The sequence below is a fragment of the Patiriisocius marinus genome (assembly GCF_008974325.1).
Classification (GTDB): domain Bacteria; phylum Bacteroidota; class Bacteroidia; order Flavobacteriales; family Flavobacteriaceae; genus Patiriisocius; species Patiriisocius marinus.
In genome coordinates, this window is sequence record NZ_BKCG01000001.1 from 354,378 (window position 1) to 371,064 (window position 16,687).

The following is a 16,687-nucleotide window of genomic DNA, read 5'->3' on the forward strand; positions in this document are numbered from 1 at the left end:
CGGCTTTAGTAAATGGTGCCTTAGCTCAGTTGGTAGAGCAATGGACTGAAAATCCATGTGTCCCTGGTTCGATTCCTGGAGGCACCACATTAAAACCCTGAAACGTAAGTTTCGGGGTTTTTTGTTTTACATCATTATAAAATTCATTATCGTGAAATTGCCAAACGCTTTATCATTAAACGTAAAATCATTAGCACTACTTGTAGTATTATTTTTTACAATTAACAGTATTAATGCACAAATACTTAATGTTGAGTCTTTAAGAAAAGTGACCGACACCTCAGGGTTTTCAGGAAATGCAAACTTCAACTTTGCTTTAAAAAGAAATACTAACGACTTCATTACGCTTTCAAATCAAATTCACGTTCAATATAAAATGAACAATCATTTGGTGTTATTTAAAAATGATATCTCATTTCAGAAAATCGAAGGAGACAATTTTGAAAATAGCGGAATTCAACACCTACGCTATAATTATAAAATAACACCAATAATAACTTGGGAAGTTTTTGGACAGTCGCAATACAATAAGATTTCTAAAATAAACTTCAGAGGTTTATTAGGCACAGGACCACGATTTAAAATTTCAGGAAAAGAAAACTATCGCGTTTACGCAGGAACATTAACTATGCTTGAATACGAAGAAGTGGACGATGGAGCGACAGGTATTCAAAGAGATATTAGAGGTAGCGCATATCTATCTTGCTCATTATTTCCATTAGAGAACATCAGCTTTGTAAGCACTACTTATTATCAACCTTTGTATAAACAGATATCAGATTACCGCATTTCAAGTCAATCATCTTTAGTAACTTCAGTGTATAAAAATTTCGGACTTAAACTTAGTTACACGTTCACTTATGACAACTCTCCTGCGGTTGGAATTCCAAATAGCCAATATAATTTTAGCACAGGAATAAATTACTCATTCGACTAGTAATTATACTTCGGAAAATTTACAGCCATTTTTACTTTCGCTTAGATTCTAACAAAAATGGTGTAAACCAATCCCAAGAAATTCCGAAAGAAAGTCTCGGATAACTATCTACAAAGCGATAGTTATAATCATCAAAACCGTAATCAAACTGGCTATAAAAACCTAAGTCAGTATTCCAAGGATGCACTATCAATCTTGTTTGAGTTCTATATGGAGTTACCGAAGGATGTGCTCCTAATTGTAAAAATACATCTTGACCAGCAACAAGGCGCATACCTTTCCAGTAGAAAGTAAATTCATATTGTGCTTCAAAACGATGACGCCCTAAAATATCCCTATCTTTTGGATTATATCCTCCAAAATCAACTACACCAAAAAACTTATCATGAAAAATTTGATAAGCCACAGTATAAGAATGAATACGCTTAGGGATTACCTCATCGGTGAATTTATTCTGCCTATAGTTAAATGAAATTTTAGTAAGGTTCGTTGAAAAATTACCTGTTTCACGATTTAAAATTTCAGATAAATCGGTATCATCAGTAATGGTATTGTAGACCGCTTGTCCCTCTGGACTTTCGTCTTCAAATTCAGCACTAAACGCACTATTAGACTGACCATTAGAATAATGACCCGACTCAATACCTAAAGTTAAAAAGTTATTATTTGACGTTTTAATAATAGGTTGCCAACCAAAAAGAATTTTATAAGATGGTGTTTTTACAGGCTTAGACTCTTCATTGTAAATTCTAATTTGAGGTTGAAAACTCAAATAAACAGCATAACCCGGTGTTTTTTCATCTGCTGTTACAGCTTCACGAATATCATTATAAAAGCTATAATAAACAGAGGGTTTTGCGTCAAGCAGAATTTGTTCATACTCATTATTCCCGAAACCTCCGGACAAATACGATCGTTGAGCAATAGGATAATACTCCTTAAAACCCGATGGAACTTGTGGAGTTTGCGCATTGATATAAGTACTCAAAAAAAACGAGATACTTAAAAGTGCATAAACACCTTTTACCTGAGTAATTTTCATAAAAACTAACTTTTTGCCAAAAATAGCTGATTCTTATTCGATAAGGAATAGTTTTAACAGCATTCTCTATAAGTTACATATTGTTGTAAGCATCTTCAATTACACAAGACTACTTTATGGTATATTTACTTTTTTAAAACTGAAAGGCGCAAAATTGCGTACTTATTTTATATAAGATATTTATGGCAGCAAATAATTATTACGATCCAGCAGATTTACGAAAATTCGGAAAAATTACAGAATGGAGTGAAGAACTTGGGAACAAATTTTTCGACTACTACGGTAAAGTTTTTGAAGAAGGAGCTTTAACAGCAAGAGAGAAAGCCTTAATAGCACTCGCTGTAGCTCACACTGAACAATGCCCTTATTGTATAGATGCTTACACTAAAGACACACTACAACGTGGTGTAACTAAAGAGCAAATGATGGAGGCAATTCACGTAGGTGCAGCAATTAAAAGTGGAGCGACATTAGTGCACGGAACAATGATGATGAACAAAGTAAATAAATTAGAAATGTAAGTTACTCAACGGAAATTGAGAACGATAAAAAATTAAACCCGCAAGCAGTAAGCAGATAGTTATTATCAATTTACTAAGGTCCCCCGCCTTTGCGGGTATTACATATGGCAAAATTAAAACAACAGTCACTACAAAAAAGAGATGCCGAACTTGCAAATGCAAAACGCCAACTCGAAATTTTAAGCAATGGTATTTTTCAAAATGGAGAACTACCCACTTTTGCTAAAAAAATTAAGGAAACAAATCAGCTTCCTCTTCGCCCTAAAAAACTTGAAATTCTTCAAATTAATGTAGGCTATATGTGTAATCAAGTGTGCGAACACTGTCACGTAGATGCAGGTCCAGATCGTAAAGAAATTATGACTTGGGAGACCATGGAGCAATGTCTTGAAGTAATTAAAAACACCGAAGCCCATACATTAGATTTGACAGGTGGTGCCCCGGAAATGAATCCACATTTTCGTCGTTTTGTTGAGGAAGCTAGTAAAGCAGGAATTAAGGATTTTATTGTAAGAAGTAATTTGACAATTATTCGAGCTAATAAAAAATATCACGACTTACCAGAATTTTTCAAGAAACACAATGTACATGTTGTGAGTTCTATGCCACACTGGACGCGAGGAAAAACTGACAAACAACGTGGTGAAGGTGTTTTTGACATGAGTATTAAAGCCTTACAAGAACTTAATGCAGTAGGCTACGGAATGCCAGATAGCGATTTGCGTTTAGACCTAGTTTACAATCCTAATGGTGCTTACCTTCCAGGAGACCAAGCGAGTATGGAAAAGGAAATGAAAGCAGCTTTATTAGAAGATTTTGATATTCGTTTTCACAGCCTTTTCGCCATTACTAACTTACCAATTGCCCGTTTTCTTGATTACTTAATTGCAAGTGAAAACTATGAAGATTACATGTATCAACTTGTGGAAGCATACAATCCAGCCGCTGTAGAAAATGTTATGTGCACTAATACAATTTCAATTAGCTGGGATGGTTTTTTATATGATTGCGATTTTAACCAAATGCTAAAATTACCTGTTGCTAGCAAAGTGAAGCATATTAAAGATTATAATGAAGATTTACTAAACGATAGAAATATAATGATTTCGCAACATTGTTACGGCTGTACTGCAGGAGCAGGAAGTAGTTGTCAAGGTACTGTTGCTAACTAACACTAAGAAAAAAGTTATCTATAAAAAAACAGCCATATTAATCTTTGCCCAATCTGGCAAGCAAGAAGGAGTTTCAAAACCCTTTTTGAAATCGGCTGTACTTTTCAATGAACTCAATAAGAAAACTATTGCTAAAGTTGAAAAAACTGGCCTTCCCTATTTTCATATTTCTGAAACTGAACAAATAGGAAATTCATTTGGTGAGCGATATACAAATGCCATAAAGCAAGTATATGCTCAGGGATTTGAAAATGTTATCACAATTGGTAATGATTCCCCGAGGCTAAAAACATCACAACTTTTAAAGGCTGCAAAAGAGTTAGAAAAAAAAGCTATGGTATTAGGACCATCTCGTGATGGTGGATACTATTTATTAGGTTTAAACAAGTCTCATTTTAATGCTGCATTATTTTTAAAATTACCGTGGCAAACATCAAGACTTACACAAAATATCACTCGACTATTTAGCACTAAAAACATAGAAGTTACCCTACTTGAAAGCCTTAACGATATTGATAATATTGATGATGCAAAGAGCTTTATTGATGGATTCCAGAAAATTTCGGAAGAACTCCTAAAAATACTTCGTGCTTTTTTTTATTCTGAAAAGCTTCCTCTGAGAATACTGTCTTTTAGAGACAACATGTTTCATCAAAAAATCTACTTCAACAAAGGATCTCCTTTTCCTTCTTTATAATTACAGACAAATTCCCTTTTGCCATAATAGAAAGGGTTTATTGAATTTCGATTTATAAACGGAGTTTCAAATTGTTTTACTCAAACCAATTCCTTATTAATGAAACAACTATATGTTGCTATATTACTGCTTTGCAGTTTTATTGGCTATACTCAAAATACCATTTCGGGTACTGTAAAAAGTGCTTTTGACAATCAACCTATTGCTTTTGCTAACATTAGCGCCAAAGGCACAGACCAAGGAACAACAACAGACATCGATGGTAATTTCTCAATGATAGCACCTATGTCTAAAACTGTTTTTACAGTCTCTGCAATTGGATTTAAAACATTAGAATACACGTATTTTAATGAAAGTAGTTTATTCATATTATTACCGGTTTCAGAAGAAGCCCTTAATGAAGTTGTTATTACAGCACTTGGTATTAAACGTGAAGAAAAAGAACTTGGCTATACTGTTCAAACTATAAAAGCTGAAGACATAAATGAAGTGAAAGCTGTAAATTTTTTAGATAACTTATCTGGAAAACTAGCAGGAGTAACAGTTTCTCAAGGTGCCACAGGAGTAGGCTCTTCATCTAAAGTAACTATTCGAGGTGAAGCTTCTTTTTCAAATAATAATCCACTATTTGTTGTTGACGGAGTACCTATAAACAACGAAACTGTTTTCAACTTTACAAACGAAGCTGCTGCTGGATTTCAGGAAATTGATTTTGGAAATGGAGCGATGGAAGTTAACCCAGACGATATTGCTAGTGTTACTGTTCTAAAAGGCCCAAGTGCCGCAGCTCTTTATGGAACTCGAGCATCAAATGGTGTTATTGTTATTGAAACAAAAGGAGGTGGAAATTCAGAAGGAATGGGAATTAGCATTAATACTTCAACCTTTATTGACAGTGCTTTTAAACTCCCAGAATTTCAAAATCAATATGGCCAAGGAAACTCAGGACAGTTTGAATATGTTGATGGCCTTGGCGGTGGAACAAATGATAACATTACCTATTCTTGGGGGCCAAGATTAGATAGTGGTTTACTTATTCCACAATTTGACAGCCCTGTAGAATTGCCCAACGGAACCTTTGTTCGTGGTGGTGACACCGCTTTATACAATGGCCTTCCTATTACCGCAACGCCATTTAATAGTAACCCAGATAATTTGAAAGACTTTTATAAAACTGGAGTAACAACTATCAATAATATTAGTGTAGCAACTGGCTTCGGAAATGGTAATTATCGACTATCGTTCACCGATTTAAGAAGTGAATCCATAATTCCAGGAGTCAATCTAGATCGTCAAACAGTAGCAACAAAACTACATTTTGACCCTTCCGAAAAAACTGATATTGACGCATCGATTAGCTACGTTAATTCCAGTAGTGATAATCGTCCAAGTAATGGATATGGAAGTGAAAATGTAAATTATTCTCTAGTGGCTTGGGGACCTCGCTCACTTAATATTAATAGTTTGCGTGACTACTGGCAACCCGGTCTTGAAGGTGTGCAGCAATATTCATTTAACTATACCTTTTTTGATAATCCATATTTCATATTATTTGAAAACCGAAATAGTTTTGATCGTGATCGTGTCTTCGGAAATATTAGTTTGAAACACCAATTCACTCCAGCATTTAGCGCAACACTCCGCACAGGAATGGACTACTCTAGCGAACAACGCCAACTAAGAAGGGCTTTTAGTAGTAATAGATTTAGTAACGGCGCATATGCAGAACACGACGTAAAATACCGTGAAATTAACACTGATTATTTATTGAATTACAAAAAAGACCTTGGTAGTATTAAAATAGATTTCTCTTTAGGTGGAAATAGATTAGATCAAACCGCTTCTACAAAACAAACACAAACAGTTAACCTTGCACAACCAGGTATTTTTAGTTTAAACAATGCCGCCTCTCCTTTAGAGGTGTTTGAATTTCAGTCTCAAAAGAGGATAAATTCGGTATATGGAATTGCGAAATTTGGTTATAAAAACTTTCTATTTTTAGATATCACAGGTCGAAATGATTGGTCAAGTGCGTTAGCTACACCTTTTTCGGTTGATAACACGTCATTCTTTTATCCTAGCATATCTTCGAGTTTTATAATTTCCGAAGTTTTTGATCTCCCTTCTCAAGTTTCCTTTGCAAAGTTGAGAGTGAGCTATGCGCAAGTGGGAAACGATACTCAGCCATATCAAACTACGGGTGCTTTTGTATCGCAAACACCATTTAACGGTCAGCCTACATTTAGTGATCAAGATTTTATTCCAAATGCGAATCTGCGTCCAGAAAGTGTAACAAATTATGAGGTTGGTTTTGATGTTAGATTATTTAAAAGCAAAGTAAAGCTAGATGTTAGTTATTACAATGCATTAACGAAAGATCAAATTATTTCATTGCCAATTGCTATTTCATCTGGGTATAATCAACAGGTTGTAAATGGTGGAAATGTAAGAAGTCAAGGGCTTGAAGCTATTGTAGGATTAACACCTGTGAAAACCTATAATTTTCAATGGAATTCTACTTTCAATTTTAGCACAAGCAAAGCTGTTGTGGAAAGCTTACCACAAGAAGAAGGTCGATTAACACTTGCTTATAGCCGTATTTACGATAGTGCAAATCAAACAGTTTGGTTTCAAGTGGAAGAAGGCGGACAAGTGGGAGATATCTACGGGACCGGTTATTTAAAAAACGAAAATGGCGGCTTTATCATTGATAACGAAGGTAAATACATAGCAGATAACGAGCTTCAATTATTAGGGAACTATAATCCAGATTTTGTATTGGGATGGAATAATGAATTTGCTTACAAAAAATGGAATGCATCATTTCTTTTAGATTGGAGACAAGGCGGAGAAATTGTATCAAGAACGAGTGCATTAGGTAACGTAGGTGGTCAATTAGCCGAAACAGCATACAGACCTGAAGAAGGTATTGTTGCAAACGGAGTTGTAAATACAGGAACTGTAGAGAACCCAAATTATGTACCTAACACGACAGCAGTTTCTGCTGAAAGTTATTACCGTCAATTTTATGATCGAAATCATGAAGAGAACAACGTATATGATGCTAGTTATTTAAAGCTACGTCAGTTTTCAATAGGCTATACTTTTGACTTAAACAAAGGAGCTTTAGGGCTTGAAGAAGGTGGTGATATTAGTGTTTCATTTATTGGTAAAAACATATTTGCTATTACTGAAAACCCTCATTTTGACCCTGAACAATTAGCAGTTCAAGGTAATGGCTTTGTTAGTGGTGTTGAAGATATGAGCTATGCAACTACAAGAAGTTTTGGTTTAAAAGCTAGTATTAATTTTTAATTAAATGGCTGTTTGAATTACACCTTTATAAGGTGTAGCAGTTTTAAAATATATAGTATGAAAATAACATTTAAAATATTCAGCTTGCTTTGCTTGATACTAGCATCGAGTTGTACAAAAGATTTTGAAGAAATAAATACAAATCCAAATGCCCCTAATAACGTGCAACCAAGCCTGTTGCTTAGACAAGTTATTTATGATTTTGGTGAACAAATGAGTTACGAAGGTTTTGTAGCTGGCGATTTATTATCACAACATCGAACCGCTTTAGACTTTAATTTATTTGATCGTCACGCATTAAAATCGCCTCAATTGGGGGGAAATCCTTGGCCTATATTTTACACGAATCTTCGTGACAATCAAATAATACTAGAACAAGCACAAAGCGTAAATACCTATGCTGTTTACGAAGGTCCTGCGCTGCTATTAAAAGCATATATGACTGCTGGATTGACTGACATGTTTGGTGATGTTCCGTACAGTGAAGCATTTAATGGTGTTAATGGCACCGTAACTCCGCGTTATGATTTACAAGAACATATTTATCTCAATGAAGATGGCATTTTAGATAATATTGACAAGGGTATAGCGGCAATAGAAGCCTATAATGATGTGATTCCCCTCGATGGCGATATATTATTTAATGGCGATTTAAACGCATGGATTACCTTCGGAAATTCTCTAAAAATAAAACAGCTCCTTCGCATTAGTAATAAGGTAGATGTTTCACTAGAAATGCAAGCAATTTTTGAAAGCGGAAATTACTTTACGGCAAACAGTCAAAATGCTATTTTCAATTTCACAAACACAGACCCTAATAGCTTTAGACTTGCCCAACTACGTGTGGGAGATTTCAATAATTTTGTGTTATCTGAAACAATGGAAAACGTATTAAAGAACTTAAACGATACTCGTATAAGACAATTTTTTCGCCCAACAGAAAACTCAAATGGCATTGAATTTGAAGGTTTAATTAACGGAATTGACGCATCAACTACCTCAATAGAGTTGGCTTCACTATCATTAGCAGGTACCGCTTTTAGAGAAGATACTTCTTCATTAGACGCTAATTTTCTAACGGCTTGGGAGACCTATTTCAATCTAGCTGAAGCAGCCGAAAGAGGAATCATTAATGCAGACCCACAATCACTTTATGAGACTGGAGTTGCCTTAGCATTTGAATATTGGCAAACTGAACTCCCATCAGATTACTTATCAGGAGCCGCAGCATATAATGCTATTGGGACTTCGCCTATTGAACAAATTGTCACTCAGAAATGGATAGCACAAATTATTAATGGATATGAAGGATGGATTGAATGGAAACGAACTGGATTTCCAACATTTCTAGATGTACAATCTAGTTTAAATGGAGGTTTAATTCCTATTAGAATGCCTTACCCTTCAGAGGAAGAAGCTTTAAACAATGAAAATTACCAACAGGCTGCTACTGCTACTAATGGTAATAGTTTAGATACACCTGTTTGGTGGGACGAATAATTGTAGAATAACAAAAAAAGATGGAAACAATTATCTGGCAATGGCTTCTAATAATCGTATCAAGTTTGATACTGTTTTTTTTGTCGCCATTAGCAAAAAATGCAGATCAGTTTTTTAAGGCGAATCATAAAAAGAAAGCGCCTTCTGCTCTATGGTTAACAGGGAGTTTGATTATATCGTGGATCTTCGCAAAGAGTATTACCAATGCTGCCAACTTAGGTTTAGATTTTGGAATTGTTGGTGGTGTAGCGTATGCGGGATATTATTTATCCTTTGCTGTGGCGGGAGTACTTATATATCAACTAAGAGTTAAAGGTGGGTTTTCAAGTATTCATCATTTTTTAACTACACGTTTTGGAAAAGGGGCAATGGCACTATTTTCTATTTTAATTGCCATTAGGCTTTTCAATGAAGTATGGAGCAATACGATGGTTATTGGTAATTATTTTGGAGATTCTGGAACTGCAGCTTATTATTGGGCAATTCTTGTTTTTACATCCCTAACTTTAGCATATGCAATTAAAGGTGGACTAAGTAGTTCAATTTTTACAGATGTAATACAAATGGTATTATTTTCGGTATTATTAATTATTATTTTAGGAGCTGTATTTACAAAGGGAGATATTTCGGTTACAGAAGTTGCACTTTCGGGCAGCTGGACTTTTGAACTTGGACTTAACCTATTTTTTGCTGCAATAATCCAATCCTTTAGTTACCCTTTCCATGACCCCGTATTGACAGATCGTGCCTTTTTAAGCTCACCAAGGGTAACAAGACGCAGTTTTTTATGGGCAAGTGTTTTAGGCGCTATATGTATTATACTTTTTAGTGTTATTGGCGTGTATGCTCAAAGCGAAGGAATGAAAGGACAAGCAGCAGTTGAAGTTGGAAAAGCATTTGGTGTAGTAATACTGCTTGTTATTAATTTTATTATGATAACCTCAGCCGCTTCCACACTAGACTCTACATTTTCATCCTTTTCAAAATTACTAGCGGTAGATTTAAAGCTAGGAAACAACCTAACCTTTGGAAGATTATCAATGGCTATAATTGCCATTTTAGGAACAATCCCAGTGTTTTTAAATGCCGAAATATTAAGTGCCACAACAATTTCTGGAACAATGGTTATTGGATTAACTCCTGTATTTTTATTTTGGAATTTAAAAGTGCCGAAAATCAGTTTTTATTTAAGTGTAATTTCTGGTTTGGTATTCGGCTTCTTGCTTCTCTTTAATACATTTCCAGAGGCATTAATTTTAACTAAAGGAAGATACGCAGACCTATTGTGGGTGAATGTTTGGGGAATAGCAACTTGTATAATTTTATATATAGCACCATTGTGGATAAAAAGATAGAAAATTTAGGAATTTTAGACGGTAAAATATTAATTTTTGGTGGTGTTTACAGCAATCTGCAAGCACTCGAAAAACTGAAACATATTTCAGAAGAATTAAATATTGCGCCTGAAAACTGCATTTGCACGGGTGATATAATTGGCTATTGTGCACAACCCGAAGAAACAATTCAGTTGTTTAAATTGTGGGGAGCACGAAGTATTGTTGGAAATGTTGAAATCCAACTACGAGACAATGAAACAGACTGTGGCTGTGACTTTAGAGAAGGAAGCAGATGTGATGGTTTTTCACAATTATGGTACCCTTTTGCCCAAAGTAAATTAACCCAAAACTCATTAGATTTTATCGCAACACTACCAGATCATATTACCTTTAGTTTCGGCGGAAATATTAATACCGTTGTACATGGTTCATACAACAATGTATCTGAGTTTATATTTAAAAGCACCCCTTGGAGTTTAAAAGAAACTTCTTTTAATGACACTAAAAGTGATGTCATAATTGCAGGGCATTGTGGACTGCCTTTTAAAGATGAACAAAATAAAAAACAGTGGATTAATCCTGGTGTAATAGGAATGCCTGCAAATGATGGTGAACCGCACGTATGGTATGCTGTTTTAGAAGAAATAAATGGCAAGATGATTGCATCACATTATACAATGAATTACAATCATCAACTTACAAGCCAACTTATGAAAAACGGTTTGTTACCTGAAGAATACGCTAGAACAATAGTAACAGGAATTTGGGACAATACCGAAATTTTACCCGCTGTAGAAAGTGGCTTACAAGGTTTTGGAATACGTATTTAACTCAGTAAGGCATAATTTGAATAGTACTAAAAAATGACAAAAATTATAATTACAATAACTTTTCTATTTTCAGTAAGCTATGGCTTTGCTCAGAAAACTTTAGAGGCATTATTAAATCAATACAACACGCAAAGTATCCCATATATTTCGGTGCAAGAACTGAGAATGCTCCAACTTAATAGTGATATTGCAATATTAGATTCAAGAGAGCAAAACGAATATGAAGTAAGCCATATAGATGGTGCAACTTTAATTGGGTTTAACAAGTTTTCGGCAGATGATATTTCCGAAGAAATAAAAGATAAAGATGCTCCCATTATTGTGTATTGTTCCCTTGGAATTAGAAGTGAAGAAATAGGAGAAAAACTCAAAAAAGCTGGATTTACAAATGTGAAAAACTTATACGGTGGTATCTTTGAATGGAAAAATAACGACTACCCTATTGTAAACAACGCATCAGTTGAAACGGATAGTGTCCACACGTTTTCAAAAGGATGGAGCAAATGGTTAAACCGAGGTATTAAAGTTTATAAAACAGATAATAATTAATGGCTATATTAGGAATTAAAAATGATGATAATGCCAGAAAAGATAATGATGTATTTCACTATCCCACTTCTAAAAACGCACTTATTATTTTTACTCGAAATGCAGAATTAGGAAAATGCAAAACTCGCTTAGCAGCTACTGTTGGTGATGAATCGGCTTTAGAGATTTATAAATTTTTATTACGACATACTGTGGACATTACCACACCATTGAATGTAGATAAATTTGTTTTTTATTCTGTAAAAAAACGTGATAATGACCTTTGGGATGAAACGATTTTTAGAAAGAAAACACAATACGGTGACGACTTAGGAATTAGAATGCAAAATGCTTTTGACGATGTTTTTGAAATGGGATATTCTCGAGCAATTATCATTGGTAGTGATATGTATGATATGACTACAAACGATTTACAAAACGCCTTCAATAAATTAATTGATAGTGACGCTGTTGTAGGCCCAGCAAAAGATGGAGGATATTATTTACTAGGAATGAAAGAAGTGCAACAAGCTGTGTTTAAAAATAAAACTTGGGGTACAGATACCGTTTTAGAAAGCACACTTGCAGATTTAAAAGATAAAAAAATCGCATTATTAGATAAAAAAAATGATGTGGATTATTATGAAGATATTGCTGATATAGAAGTATTTCAACAATTTTTTCCGGCGGAATTAAAAAAATAACAATAGCTCTTTTTAAAGAGATTTAAATTATACAAACACATATGAAAAAATATATTAAAGAAGCAGTAGAGTTTCTACAAAGTAGAGGCTTCGGAAAACCAGAAGTAGGAATTATTCTAGGGACAGGTTTAGGGAAAATTATTGATGAAGTTACTATTGAAGCTGAAATGAGCTACAATCACATTCCTAACTTTCCTACAGCAACGGTTGAATTTCATAAAGGAAAATTGATTTATGGAGAATTAGCTGGTAAAAAAGTGGTGTTAATGCAAGGTCGTTTTCATGTTTATGAAGGATATTCTTTAACTGATGTTACTTTCCCTGTACGTGTAATGAAAGAACTTGGTATTTCTAAACTTCTTGTAAGCAATGCCTCTGGAGCAATAAATCTTAACTTTAAAAAGGGAGAAATCATGTTAATTGATGATCACATCAATTTACAAGGAGGATCTCCCCTAGCTTTTAAAGGAGTTGAAAAACTTGGTGAGCGCTTTGTAGATTTAAGCGCGCCTTATGATGCTAAAATGAATGCTTCTCTTGAAGAAATTGCTTCTAAAAACAATATCAATTTACACAAAGGGGTATATGCAAGTGTTGTTGGACCACAACTTGAAACTCGTGCTGAATATCGCTATTTAAAAATTATAGGAGCTGATGCTGTTGGGATGAGTACTGTTCCTGAAATTATTGTTGCAAACCACTTAAACCTTCCTGTTATTGCATTATCAGTTTTAACTGATGAATGCGACCCAGATAATTTGAAGCCAGTAGATATTGCTGATATTATCGCACATGCAGGAACAGCAGAACCTCAAATGATTACACTTTTTACAGAATTAATTAAAACACTTTAAAATGAAAAATGTTTTTTCAGTGTTATTAATTGGAGTTGCTTTTTTTAAACTCACTGTTTCAATTTTAAATCCTAATGAAATTGTAACGCTATTCGGTGCAGAAGTTAATATTTGGATTTACCGGGCAATATGGCTTTCTGCCGGTTTGCTATCAGTATATTCTATCAATAAGGAGCGCAACAAAACCTCCGAAAATTAAAATACTTGTACCTATCAACTTCTTTAAAAGGTAGATAATCACTAAAATAAAACAAATACACATGAGCTATTTAGATGCTACACACGATGTTTACAAAAAAGCAGCCTTAACTCCAGATGTTGGATTATGCTGCACTACAAACCCAATATGGGAGTTACCAGGTTTAAAAATTCCTAAAATTATGCAGGAAATGAACTACGGTTGTGGTAGTACTGTTCACGCACGCGATTTATCAAACAACCCTAAAATGCTTTATGTAGGCGTTGGTGGAGGAATGGAATTATTACAATTCTCTTATTTCAATCGTCAAAAAAATGGCGTTGTGGGTATTGATGTTGTTGACGAAATGCTAGAAGCATCACGTAAAAACTTCAAAATAGCAGAAGAACAAAACGATTGGTTTAAAAGCGAATTTGTTGACCTCAAAAAAGGGGATGCACTTAACCTTCCTGTGGAAGACAACTCTATTGATGTAGCAGCGCAAAACTGTTTATTCAATATTTTTAAAGCAGAAGATCTTAAAAAGGCCATTAAGGAAATGTACCGAGTTTTAAAACCTCACGGTAAATTAGTAATGAGCGATCCTACTTGTGAACAAGAAATGAATCAAACATTACGTGATGACGATCGTTTACGAGCATTGTGCTTAAGCGGAAGTCTTCCTATTGCAGAATATGTAAAAGCATTAACCGATGTTGGTTTTGGAACTATTGAAATTAGAGCTAGAAAACCTTATAGAATTTTAGATCCTAAAAATTATCCTACAGACGAGTTAATCTATATCGAATCTATAGAAGTTGCAGCAATTAAAGACCCAATGCCAGAAGACGGCCCTTGTATTTTTACTGGAAAAGCAGCTATTTATTACGGTGACCAAGATTTCTTTGATGATGACCTAGGACACATTTTATTAAAAAACCAACCCTTAGCTATTTGTGATAAAACAGCAGGGGCTTTAAAAGAACTAGGAAGAAATGATATCTACTTTAGTGAATCTACTTTCCATTATGACGGTGGTGGATGTTGTTAAATTAAACAAAATTGTCATATTAAAATTGTAATTTTATAGTCTGTTGTTCGTCTGAATAACAGACTATTTTTTATGAATAAATACATCAACATATTTAAAGATTCCTATCAAGGATATTTCAATTATTTAATAAGTGAAATCACATCATTCCATTGGGACAACTATTTCTACGGATTGATTATAGTTTCACTAATTGTATGGGGACTTGAAATTGCATTCCCGTGGCGAAAAAATCAAAAGATTTTCAGAAAAGACTTTTGGTTGGATACTTTCTATATGTTTTTCAATTTTTTCTTACTGAACCTAATAGTGTTAATAGTTCTTTCAAATACAGCCGAAAGTTTATTTAACGATGCCCTTGGATTAGTTAATTTAAATTTAAGTGATTTTCAATTATTAGATTTAAACGCTTTACCTTTTGGAGTAGGTTTACTTATCTTTTTTATAATAACAGATTTTGTACAATGGAATACACACAGGCTTTTACACCGCGTACCTTTCCTTTGGAATTTTCACAAAGTTCACCACTCAATTAAAGAGATGGGCTTTGCTGGCCACCTAAGGTATCACTGGATGGAACCTATAGTTTACAAATCTATTTTATACATACCGCTTGCCATTATTGGTGGATTTAATGTAGAGCAAGTTGCGATTGTTCATTTCTCAGCACTAACTATTGGGCATTTAAATCACGCAAACCTAGGCTGGGATTACGGTGTTTTAAAATATGTTTTCAACAACCCCAAAATGCATATTTGGCATCACGTAAAAGAGCTTCCTGAAAACCATAAAAATGGAATTAATTATGGAATATCTTTAAGTATCTGGGATTACCTTTTTGGCACTAATCATGTACCCTATAATGGACGTGACATCGAATTAGGATTTGATGATGATGAAAAATTTCCAAAAACTTTTTTAAAGCAAGAAGCATATCCTCTATCACAAGAGAAATAAAAAAGGCTATCATATCTTTTTGGAATAATGATTGTAATTGTTGTCAATACAACACGTCTCATATACTTTCATCAACAAATTTCTTCATATGAAAAAGCTATTATTACTTTCAATTGCGTTTATAACATTACTGTCTTGTAACAACACAAAAAAAGTTGTCGAAGAAACTCCAAAACCTTCTGATTTTGATAAAAGTGTTATTAACGATAACATAACAGTAAGCAATGGAAGGCTTATTGCTAAAACTCGGCCTGTTTCAGAATTAGATAAAAAAAGCGTTGCTCCTCAAGTTCCAGAAAACATAACACCTGTTACAGTTGAAATAAACCCTCCTAAAGTGGTACCTCAACCTAAAGTGGAACCAATGACTCTACCGCTAGTTAAAAATATCACTCTTGCCCACCAATCCTTTAACACTCTATTACAAAACAATGTTAGTGCTAATGGAAATGTCAATTACGAAGGTTTTAAACGTAACCGAAAAGTGCTATCAAATTATATAAAAGCTTTAGGTGAAAATATACCTCAGGATGATTGGACACAAAACGAGAAACTTGCTTATTGGATGAATGCCTATAATGCAATGACTATCGATTTAATTTTACGTAATTGGCCAGTAGAAAGCATTAAGGATATTAAAAAACCTTGGGATCAACGCTATTGGAAACTGGGCGACAAATATTACAATCTGGAGGAAATTGAACACCAAATATTGCGTAAAATGGGAGATGCTCGTATTCACTTTGGTATAAACTGCGCATCATTCTCTTGCCCACCTTTATTAAACGAAGCCTTTACAGCGGCCAAAGTAGCTAGCCAATTAAATATTGTTGCTACAAAATTTATAAATGACTCTAGCCGAAATATGATTTCGGAAAACAGCATCGAAATTTCTAAAATTTTTGATTGGTTTTCAAAGGATTTTAAACAAAACGGAAGTGTAATTGATTATTTGAACAAGTTTTCAGAAGTTAAAATTTCCGAAGATGCTAAAGTGCGTTATATGGATTACAATTGGGAACTTAATAAATAAGCAGGCTTACTAATCTTATATTAAAATTAGC

16 protein-coding genes and 1 tRNA gene are annotated in these 16,687 nt (G+C 34.2%); 16 read left to right on the forward strand and 1 reads right to left on the reverse strand.

What is annotated here, in order from left to right; translation table 11 throughout:
* Window positions 1-14 precede the first annotated feature (14 nt).
* Both GBH57_RS01570 and GBH57_RS01575 read left to right on the forward strand, forming a co-directional pair.
* A tRNA-Phe gene (locus GBH57_RS01570) sits at window positions 15-87 on the forward strand.
* 64 nt (window positions 88-151) lie between these two features.
* The gene (locus GBH57_RS01575) at window positions 152-937 is read left to right on the forward strand and encodes a DUF481 domain-containing protein (RefSeq protein WP_161596049.1); all 786 of its coding nucleotides are present in this window, start codon (window positions 152-154) and stop codon (window positions 935-937) included.
* Between the two features lie 31 nt (window positions 938-968).
* Here the strand turns inward: GBH57_RS01575 and GBH57_RS01580 are convergent, their stop codons facing one another.
* On the reverse strand, window positions 969-1,979 hold the full coding sequence (locus GBH57_RS01580) for a hypothetical protein (RefSeq protein ID WP_235904626.1): 1,011 nt from the start codon (window positions 1,977-1,979) through the stop codon (window positions 969-971).
* A 182-nt stretch (window positions 1,980-2,161) separates the two neighbouring features.
* Here GBH57_RS01580 and GBH57_RS01585 point away from each other — a divergent pair, with 182 nt between their 5' ends.
* From GBH57_RS01585 to GBH57_RS01650, 14 genes are all read left to right on the forward strand, one after another.
* Window positions 2,162-2,500 (forward strand): arsenosugar biosynthesis-associated peroxidase-like protein, encoded by a 339-nt coding sequence (locus GBH57_RS01585; protein WP_151672300.1) that lies wholly within the window; start codon window positions 2,162-2,164, stop codon window positions 2,498-2,500.
* A 104-nt stretch (window positions 2,501-2,604) separates the two neighbouring features.
* The gene (arsS, locus tag GBH57_RS01590; protein WP_151672301.1) at window positions 2,605-3,672 is read left to right on the forward strand and encodes an arsenosugar biosynthesis radical SAM (seleno)protein ArsS; all 1,068 of its coding nucleotides are present in this window, start codon (window positions 2,605-2,607) and stop codon (window positions 3,670-3,672) included.
* 85 nt (window positions 3,673-3,757) lie between these two features.
* The gene (locus tag GBH57_RS01595; RefSeq protein ID WP_235904627.1) at window positions 3,758-4,369 is read left to right on the forward strand and encodes a TIGR04282 family arsenosugar biosynthesis glycosyltransferase; all 612 of its coding nucleotides are present in this window, start codon (window positions 3,758-3,760) and stop codon (window positions 4,367-4,369) included.
* 99 nt (window positions 4,370-4,468) lie between these two features.
* Window positions 4,469-7,684 (forward strand): SusC/RagA family TonB-linked outer membrane protein, encoded by a 3,216-nt coding sequence (locus GBH57_RS01600; protein ID WP_151672302.1) that lies wholly within the window; start codon window positions 4,469-4,471, stop codon window positions 7,682-7,684.
* A gap of 57 nt (window positions 7,685-7,741) precedes the next feature.
* Entirely contained in the window at window positions 7,742-9,184 is a 1,443-nt protein-coding gene (locus GBH57_RS01605) for a SusD/RagB family nutrient-binding outer membrane lipoprotein (RefSeq protein ID WP_151672303.1), read from the forward strand.
* A 20-nt stretch (window positions 9,185-9,204) separates the two neighbouring features.
* Entirely contained in the window at window positions 9,205-10,539 is a 1,335-nt protein-coding gene (locus GBH57_RS01610; RefSeq protein ID WP_151672304.1) for a sodium:solute symporter family transporter, read from the forward strand.
* On the forward strand, window positions 10,524-11,351 hold the full coding sequence (locus tag GBH57_RS01615; protein ID WP_151672305.1) for a metallophosphoesterase family protein: 828 nt from the start codon (window positions 10,524-10,526) through the stop codon (window positions 11,349-11,351). The genes GBH57_RS01610 and GBH57_RS01615 overlap by 16 nt, the downstream gene beginning before the upstream one ends.
* A gap of 33 nt (window positions 11,352-11,384) precedes the next feature.
* Entirely contained in the window at window positions 11,385-11,900 is a 516-nt protein-coding gene (locus tag GBH57_RS01620) for a rhodanese-like domain-containing protein (RefSeq protein ID WP_151672306.1), read from the forward strand.
* Window positions 11,900-12,583, forward strand: a complete 684-nt coding sequence (locus GBH57_RS01625; protein WP_151672307.1) for a TIGR04282 family arsenosugar biosynthesis glycosyltransferase — start codon at window positions 11,900-11,902, stop codon at window positions 12,581-12,583. The genes GBH57_RS01620 and GBH57_RS01625 overlap by 1 nt, the downstream gene beginning before the upstream one ends.
* A 41-nt stretch (window positions 12,584-12,624) precedes the next feature.
* A complete protein-coding gene (locus GBH57_RS01630; protein WP_151672308.1) occupies window positions 12,625-13,437 on the forward strand; it encodes a purine-nucleoside phosphorylase in 813 nt (270 codons plus the stop codon).
* Window position 13,438: 1 nt separating this feature from the next.
* Window positions 13,439-13,636, forward strand: coding sequence for a hypothetical protein (locus tag GBH57_RS01635; RefSeq protein ID WP_151672309.1), 198 nt, complete (start codon window positions 13,439-13,441; stop codon window positions 13,634-13,636).
* Between the two features lie 61 nt (window positions 13,637-13,697).
* The gene (gene arsM, locus GBH57_RS01640; RefSeq protein WP_151672310.1) at window positions 13,698-14,666 is read left to right on the forward strand and encodes an arsenosugar biosynthesis arsenite methyltransferase ArsM; all 969 of its coding nucleotides are present in this window, start codon (window positions 13,698-13,700) and stop codon (window positions 14,664-14,666) included.
* Window positions 14,667-14,738: 72 nt separating this feature from the next.
* Window positions 14,739-15,623, forward strand: a complete 885-nt coding sequence (locus GBH57_RS01645; protein WP_151672311.1) for a sterol desaturase family protein — start codon at window positions 14,739-14,741, stop codon at window positions 15,621-15,623.
* An 88-nt stretch (window positions 15,624-15,711) separates the two neighbouring features.
* Window positions 15,712-16,656 (forward strand): DUF547 domain-containing protein, encoded by a 945-nt coding sequence (locus tag GBH57_RS01650; protein WP_151672312.1) that lies wholly within the window; start codon window positions 15,712-15,714, stop codon window positions 16,654-16,656.
* Window positions 16,657-16,687 lie beyond the last annotated feature (31 nt).

Coding starts and splice junctions, on each gene's coding strand:
- GBH57_RS01580 (WP_235904626.1), bottom strand. CDS start 1,979: ATGAAAATTACTCAGGTAAAAGGTGTTTATGCACTTTTAAGTATCTCG.
- GBH57_RS01585 (WP_151672300.1), top strand. CDS start 2,162: ATGGCAGCAAATAATTATTACGATCCAGCAGATTTACGAAAATTCGGA.
- arsS (WP_151672301.1), top strand. CDS start 2,605: ATGGCAAAATTAAAACAACAGTCACTACAAAAAAGAGATGCCGAACTT.
- GBH57_RS01600 (WP_151672302.1), top strand. CDS start 4,469: ATGAAACAACTATATGTTGCTATATTACTGCTTTGCAGTTTTATTGGC.
- GBH57_RS01605 (WP_151672303.1), top strand. CDS start 7,742: ATGAAAATAACATTTAAAATATTCAGCTTGCTTTGCTTGATACTAGCA.
- GBH57_RS01610 (WP_151672304.1), top strand. CDS start 9,205: ATGGAAACAATTATCTGGCAATGGCTTCTAATAATCGTATCAAGTTTG.
- GBH57_RS01620 (WP_151672306.1), top strand. CDS start 11,385: ATGACAAAAATTATAATTACAATAACTTTTCTATTTTCAGTAAGCTAT.
- GBH57_RS01625 (WP_151672307.1), top strand. CDS start 11,900: ATGGCTATATTAGGAATTAAAAATGATGATAATGCCAGAAAAGATAAT.
- GBH57_RS01630 (WP_151672308.1), top strand. CDS start 12,625: ATGAAAAAATATATTAAAGAAGCAGTAGAGTTTCTACAAAGTAGAGGC.
- GBH57_RS01635 (WP_151672309.1), top strand. CDS start 13,439: ATGAAAAATGTTTTTTCAGTGTTATTAATTGGAGTTGCTTTTTTTAAA.
- arsM (WP_151672310.1), top strand. CDS start 13,698: ATGAGCTATTTAGATGCTACACACGATGTTTACAAAAAAGCAGCCTTA.
- GBH57_RS01645 (WP_151672311.1), top strand. CDS start 14,739: ATGAATAAATACATCAACATATTTAAAGATTCCTATCAAGGATATTTC.
- GBH57_RS01650 (WP_151672312.1), top strand. CDS start 15,712: ATGAAAAAGCTATTATTACTTTCAATTGCGTTTATAACATTACTGTCT.